Source organism: Fusibacter ferrireducens (genome assembly GCF_015352425.1).
Classification (GTDB): domain Bacteria; phylum Bacillota; class Clostridia; order Peptostreptococcales; family Acidaminobacteraceae; genus Fusibacter_A; species Fusibacter_A ferrireducens.
In genome coordinates this window covers 267,460-273,459 of sequence record NZ_JADKNH010000009.1, presented here as the reverse complement: position 1 = coordinate 273,459, position 6,000 = coordinate 267,460, and the positions used below count along the sequence as shown (strand labels likewise).

Below are 6,000 nucleotides of genomic sequence, written 5' to 3'. Positions count from 1 at the left end.
TTTTCATAAGAGAGTTTACTTTCCCATACATCTAAAACGTGTAAAGCAAACCGCAGAAGGTGTGCTCTGGCAGTCTGAATATGCCTTGCCTTATGCAGATTCCACACAGAGCTATGAGAATAAACGGTTAAAGCCAAGTTATAAAGCGACACTATATGTGATTCCCAAAGGTGTGGACTGGCATGGGGATTACACCACAGAGGGGTTAATCCAAATGGAGATAGATGACATCGACATTACAGGCAATATCTATGACCTTTTGTACATTGAGCCAGTTAGGGGGAATATTTCTGAGAGGGGACAATAGAGGGCTGCAAGGCCCTCTACAATATAAAATGAGTATAAAATCTTGAAATGAACATGAAATAATAGAGAAATATCAAATTCAATATAAAAAAAATACATTTATTTTACAATTATATTGCATAAATTATTATTTTGTAATATAATTATGAAGAAAGTAAAAAGGAATTTTAAAACAATTAGACCAAAATTTGAAAGGAGATTTAAAAATGAAAACGGCAACCAAAGTACCAGTATGTAAAATTTGTAGAGAAAAAGAAGAGTTAGTGGTTTACAAGGGAACACATATTTGTAAAAACTGTATAGCGTACATAAAAGAATTTATCTAATCCATCAGATTACAATAAGTGAATTTATCCTTGAGTGAGTCAAAAAATAGAAAAGGTATCTATGAGAGTCGTTTAAATAAACGTTGTCATGGATACCTTTTTTAAAATAGTATATCTCATCTTATATTGTGGTGTCATAAAATTCAGGATCAGTTGGGCCTAAATTTAGATCAGATAGTTAAGACCTAAATAAATGCAATAAGCTATAAGTAATAGGCTACCCTTGAATCTTGTGATTTTACGTTCTCGACTTAATGTCATAAATCTAAAGAGAGAAAGAATTATGATTAAAGCTGGATATTGAAGTGAAAAGAAACTATTGGGTACGTGAAGGCCTTTAGAAGTAAATGAAGCAGAAGCACCCACTACAAAAAGGACATTTAAGATGTCTGCACCGATGATATTCCCAATAGCTAAATCTCCATGTCCTTTTCTAACAGCTTTGATTGCAGTTGTAAGTTCAGGAAGACTTGTACCGAATGCGACCATTGTTGCAGCAATAATACTTTGTGGAATACCGATTCTTGTGGCTATAATTTCCACAGAAGGAATGAGTACTTTGGAAGAAACGATAATGAGTGCGATACCAAAAATGAGCAATAGAAGTTGTAATACCGGATTTTGTGCCTCGGCAGATGGATGTTCAAGAGGATCTTCGGGGAGGTCGGGTTCATCAACATTGAGCATATTTTTTTTAGAGTGTTTTAATGACCAAAAAAGATAGGTTATAAGCAGTATAACAAGTAATATGCCCATCCATTGATGAATTGTGCCTCCTGAAACAAAGGGTAAACTCAAAAATACAAGGAGAAATCCAGATAAAATTTGGATCCAGCTTTGGATTTTTATAGCTTTATAATCTACAATAATAGGCTGTATGATGCTTGCAATACCTATGATCAGTCCTGTATCTACGATGATAGAACCTACAGCATTGCCAAGGGCTAAATCGGGATTGCCTTTAAGTGCAGCCATGACAGAGACTGATGCTTCAGGGAGCGTGGTTCCAAGTGATACAATAGTGGCGCCAATAATGGCTTTTGGGATACCTAACTTTTTAGAGATGCCAACGGATTCGTCGACTAAAATGTCCGCACCTTTACCTAAGGTGTATAAGCTCACAGCGGCAATGATAAAAATAAGTGGTGTTGCTAAGCTAAGCAATACTGTTGAAAACCAATTTTCCATATAATCAACCTTTCTGATGAACAATAAATTGAACAACAAAATTTGTTTTGGGAGTAATGCAGTGCATTAGGGTGTTGATTCATGAGGCATTGTGGGACTGGCGTTACTAGAATTTACAAAACCAAAATTCACAAAACCAGAACGCGGAAAAGATAAATTCATAAAAAAAGACTCTACAATTATTGTTCATAATTGTAGAGTCTCACACGACTTTTACATCATTTAAGCCGGGATTGTTAATCCGTTCTGACGACTTAAATTCCACGAATGGCAGTTACTCCCTCTATCTGATATAATTTTACACGTTTTAAGATAAAAGTCAACGGAAATTTTTTCTTGTTTTATCAATATTAAGAGTAGAATGCAGTAAAATTCTAGGGTAAAGAAATTTTAAAAGTTGGTGTACCTGCTGCATAAGGTGCAATTTCATACTGATCAAAGAATATAACCAGCTCATTGTCTTCAATATAAAATTTTATATTTTCATCAATACCATTAAAATCATAGTAAGCATAATTGCTATCAGGATCATTTTTAACTTCTTGGTCAATTTTCCGGTAAATACAGTCGTTTATATAAGTGATGTAATCAAATTTGGGTTCAAAGAGATCTTTGATTTCAATTTGTTTGCCAAGCTCTAAATCATACGAATAGAAATTTCCAGAAGATAAACCATGTGCACCACCCGTATATTGATAGTCATAAAGACCAAAACTCAAAATTTTTTCATTATTGGTATAGATATTGTAACTTAAATTGTACCAATAGATCGGCAAGTCAAATTCCGATGCACTAGAATCAATGGATTCTGTAGCGTCAGGAACATTTGTACTTTCTGGATCACTTGTTTCCACAGAGTCTAGGTCAGGGGAAGTAATGTTGTTGTCCAGATCGTTAAGAGCCGGAGGTTCTACAACTTGATGATCTAGAATGGCCATGTTAGTGCCGTAATCGTAGAGCTCATTCACATGTTGTTCTATAACCTGATTTATTTTTGAATAGTCGCCATCGGTGCCTTCAAAATAGGGGTAAGAGAAGAAAACGTCATAAAAATCTGTATTTTCAATGTGTTCCTTGTTGATTGTCGCAGCTCCAATGATCAATTTTTTGGATGGATCATATTGGATACCTGTCAATGGCATCTTTATAGATTGTTTTTGCTTATCAGATAATTCAAATGGCCGTATAAAAAACACTGCGCTATTTTTATCAGAAAAATAGAAGGATTCATTGAGGTTATAGATGCTGATAGTGTTTTTGTTAAAGGGCTCATCAAATGATTCAGAGTGTGTTGCCTCCATCTGTGAATAAAACTGATCTAGAGGCAGTAGATCTTTAAGCTTTATGGACTGACCAGATGCAAGATCATAATTCAAAAAAACGTAGCTGTTACTTTCCTCATCTCCAGCAGTGAGGGTCTTAAATACAATCTCATAGCTTAAAACTTGATTGTCAAAATAAAGTGGCTTTCCAGTAACTTTCATTTGGAGTGGTGCATTACTAGATGCATCATAGAGTGAACGTTCGATTTGAAGCGTGTTGTTTTTGGACTTATGGATAACGGATTCAATAGACTGATTGATGTTTGTTCGAATTTTGGCGTTTTCCAAATTGCTGATCAGTTCATATGACTCCGAGTAGTCCAGATAAGTTTCATCTATTGTATTTGCCACTGTGGAAAATGCAAGCATTGGCTCCGTGTAATCATTGATTTTCGGTTGGACTGCATCTGCTTTAACATTTGAATTTTCAACATGGGTTGTTATTTCTCCAGGTATATCGGATTGGGCGCTACATGATGTTACTAAGAATGCCAAGAGAACAATTATAGGGATAAATTTGTATTTTTTCATGTAAAATAGGGTCTCCTTACAAATAAGTTTTAATATTCACTTAAGTACATTTTATTATAATACACTAATGTGTCTACTTTGTGTAAAATTTTAAAAAATAGAGTTCTATTTAAAATTCTTTTTAAAAAATAAGTTTTTTACATTAAAAAACTTATAGAATGGCTTGATTTTTAAAAAGGTTAGGCGTAACATAGATATGTCTTGCTTTTATTCTATTAGGGTTAATAAGAATTCGTGTCGATAAGATTTAGGGTCAATAAGAAGCAAGAAAATAAAATAAATGGAAGTGTGTGTAGTGTTTCAAAATCAGTTAATAGTGGCAATAGGGGTTTTTTCAGTTACATATCTCATTATTATGTCTGAAAAATTGAATCGTACGGCAGTAGCAATGGTGGGGGCATTTTTAATGCTCATTTTAAACGTGGAAGCTCAAGAGAGGGCGATTTCCCATATTGATTTTAATACCATAGGGCTACTTGTTGGCATGATGATTATCGTTAACATCATGAAAAAGAGTGGCGTTTTTGAATATGTTGCAATAAAGGCTGCAAAAAAGGCAAAGGGGGACCCTTGGAAGATTTTGGTTGCCTTTTCGATCATTACGGCAGTTTCGTCTGCACTATTGGATAATGTCACAACAATACTGCTTATTGTGCCGGTAACACTTGTTATTACGGATTCATTGGAGCTGAATCCAGTGCCATTTTTGGTGCCTGAAATATTGATTGCCAATATCGGTGGCACAGCAACACTTATTGGGGACCCTCCGAATATCATGATTGGTAGTGCAACTGGTCTTGGATTCTTGGATTTTCTTGTGAATTTAGCCCCTGTTGTTGTGATTATTTTTATTGTGACAATGCTCGTTTTTAAATTTGCTTTTAGAAAGCACTATGAGTGTAAAGACAGCAATAAGCGTAAAATTTTACAAATGGATGAGCACCGAGCTATAAAAGATGTGGTTTTATTAAGAAAAAGCCTTCTGGTACTGGGACTTACTATTTTAGGATTTATTTTACACCAATCTTTGGGCTATGAATCTGCAACGGTAGCATTATTTTTTGCTTCTATACTGTTGTTGATCAGTAAGGTAGATGTGGAAGATATCTTTCTTGAAATTGAATGGCCAACGCTGTTTTTCTTTATGTCTTTGTTTATTTTAGTAGGGGCTCTAGAAGATGTTGGCGTTATGGAATTCTTAGCTGAGAAACTATTGGCCGTAACAAAAGGTGATCTCTTAATGTCGACATTGCTCGTGTTATGGGTTTCTGCAATTGCATCTTCTTTCCTCGATAATATTCCGTTTGTTGCCACCATGATTCCTTTGATAAAATCTATGGGTGTCATGTCTGGTATGAATATAGGGCCACTTTGGTGGGCGCTTGCACTTGGAGCATGTCTTGGAGGAAATGGAACACTTGTAGGTGCATCGGCAAATGTCATCGTCTCTGGGATGCTTTCTAGACATGGACATAAGCTTTCTTTTATGGATTATATGAAAGTGGGTTTTCCGCTTATGATTTTATCAATTATTATTTCTAGTATCTATCTAACCATCTTTTATATGTAGGGAAGGATGAATTTATGAGAAAGTTAATGAATGCAGAAGTTATGGAACACAGTATGCGTTTAAGGCAGATGGGCGCAGATGTTCAAGTCATTAATTCAAAGATGTGTTTTGTCGTTTTTCCGCTGGAAGAATTCGATGTGGCTTATTGTTACAACGTCAATAAAAAAGGTAAATATTTTCTTGAACGCATAAAACCTTATCCTTTGGCACTTCGTGAATTTGATAAAGAACAAGATGCCATTGATATCATTGAAATTGATTTAGAACAGTTTAAAAATGCTGTTAAGAGCCATAATATTGAAGCTTTTATTGAAATTAATAAGCGACTAAATGAAACTTTGATGAAATTTGAGGATCTCTTTTTATACTATAATGTGCCAAAAGAAGAAACTAATTTTATCTTGGAACGCTTGGATCAAATAGATGATGAAATTAAGAAAACAAAAGAGACCGCAACACGTGTGTACTTTAAAAAAAATCCAGAACATTTATAATGATATGCGATTTTAAGGATAACTCAAGATGGGCCAATCGATGCCTCTCCCTAGACTGATATCAGTTTGCGGTGAGACCTTGCTTGGTCCATTTGCATTTAGGATGCTATGCATCTACAGAAACCTATTATGAAATCCTACTAGTTAGAAACCAATATATAAAAGCATAACAGAAGTATAAATTGAAATGTGAATAAAACTTACTATTTTTTTAATACGTATTGCATTGTATTTGTAGTGGCTCTATGGTAATTTTAGAGGGT

At 34.7% G+C, this 6,000-nt stretch carries 5 protein-coding genes; 3 read left to right on the top strand and 2 right to left on the bottom strand.

Annotated elements, in window-relative coordinates:
- Nucleotides 1–307: hypothetical protein (locus tag ISU02_RS15915; protein ID WP_194702825.1), on the top strand; the 307-nt coding region annotated here is incomplete at its 5' end.
- 490 nt (nt 308–797) lie between these two features.
- Here ISU02_RS15915 and ISU02_RS15910 read toward each other — a convergent pair.
- Both ISU02_RS15910 and ISU02_RS15905 read right to left on the bottom strand, forming a co-directional pair.
- A complete protein-coding gene (locus tag ISU02_RS15910) occupies nt 798–1,820 on the bottom strand; it encodes a calcium/sodium antiporter (RefSeq protein WP_194702824.1) in 1,023 nt (340 codons plus the stop codon).
- A 374-nt stretch (nt 1,821–2,194) separates the two neighbouring features.
- Nucleotides 2,195–3,673 carry a DUF3298 and DUF4163 domain-containing protein gene (locus ISU02_RS15905; protein ID WP_194702823.1) on the bottom strand — a complete coding sequence of 493 codons (1,479 nt, stop codon included), beginning with the start codon at nt 3,671–3,673 and terminating at the stop codon, nt 2,195–2,197.
- A gap of 280 nt (nt 3,674–3,953) precedes the next feature.
- Here ISU02_RS15905 and ISU02_RS15900 point away from each other — a divergent pair, with 280 nt between their 5' ends.
- Both ISU02_RS15900 and ISU02_RS15895 read left to right on the top strand, forming a co-directional pair.
- Nucleotides 3,954–5,243 (top strand): ArsB/NhaD family transporter, encoded by a 1,290-nt coding sequence (locus ISU02_RS15900; protein ID WP_194702822.1) that lies wholly within the window; start codon nt 3,954–3,956, stop codon nt 5,241–5,243.
- A 14-nt stretch (nt 5,244–5,257) separates the two neighbouring features.
- A complete protein-coding gene (locus ISU02_RS15895) occupies nt 5,258–5,737 on the top strand; it encodes a hypothetical protein (RefSeq protein ID WP_207736355.1) in 480 nt (159 codons plus the stop codon).
- The last annotated feature ends 263 nt before the right edge of the window (nt 5,738–6,000 follow it).

Bases quoted from the DNA above. Each gene is read 5' to 3' on its own strand.
- ISU02_RS15910 (WP_194702824.1), bottom strand. From the start codon at position 1,820: ATGGAAAATTGGTTTTCAACAGTATTGCTTAGCTTAGCAACACCACTT.
- ISU02_RS15905 (WP_194702823.1), bottom strand. From the start codon at position 3,673: ATGAAAAAATACAAATTTATCCCTATAATTGTTCTCTTGGCATTCTTA.
- ISU02_RS15900 (WP_194702822.1), top strand. From the start codon at position 3,954: ATGGAAGTGTGTGTAGTGTTTCAAAATCAGTTAATAGTGGCAATAGGG.
- ISU02_RS15895 (WP_207736355.1), top strand. From the start codon at position 5,258: ATGAGAAAGTTAATGAATGCAGAAGTTATGGAACACAGTATGCGTTTA.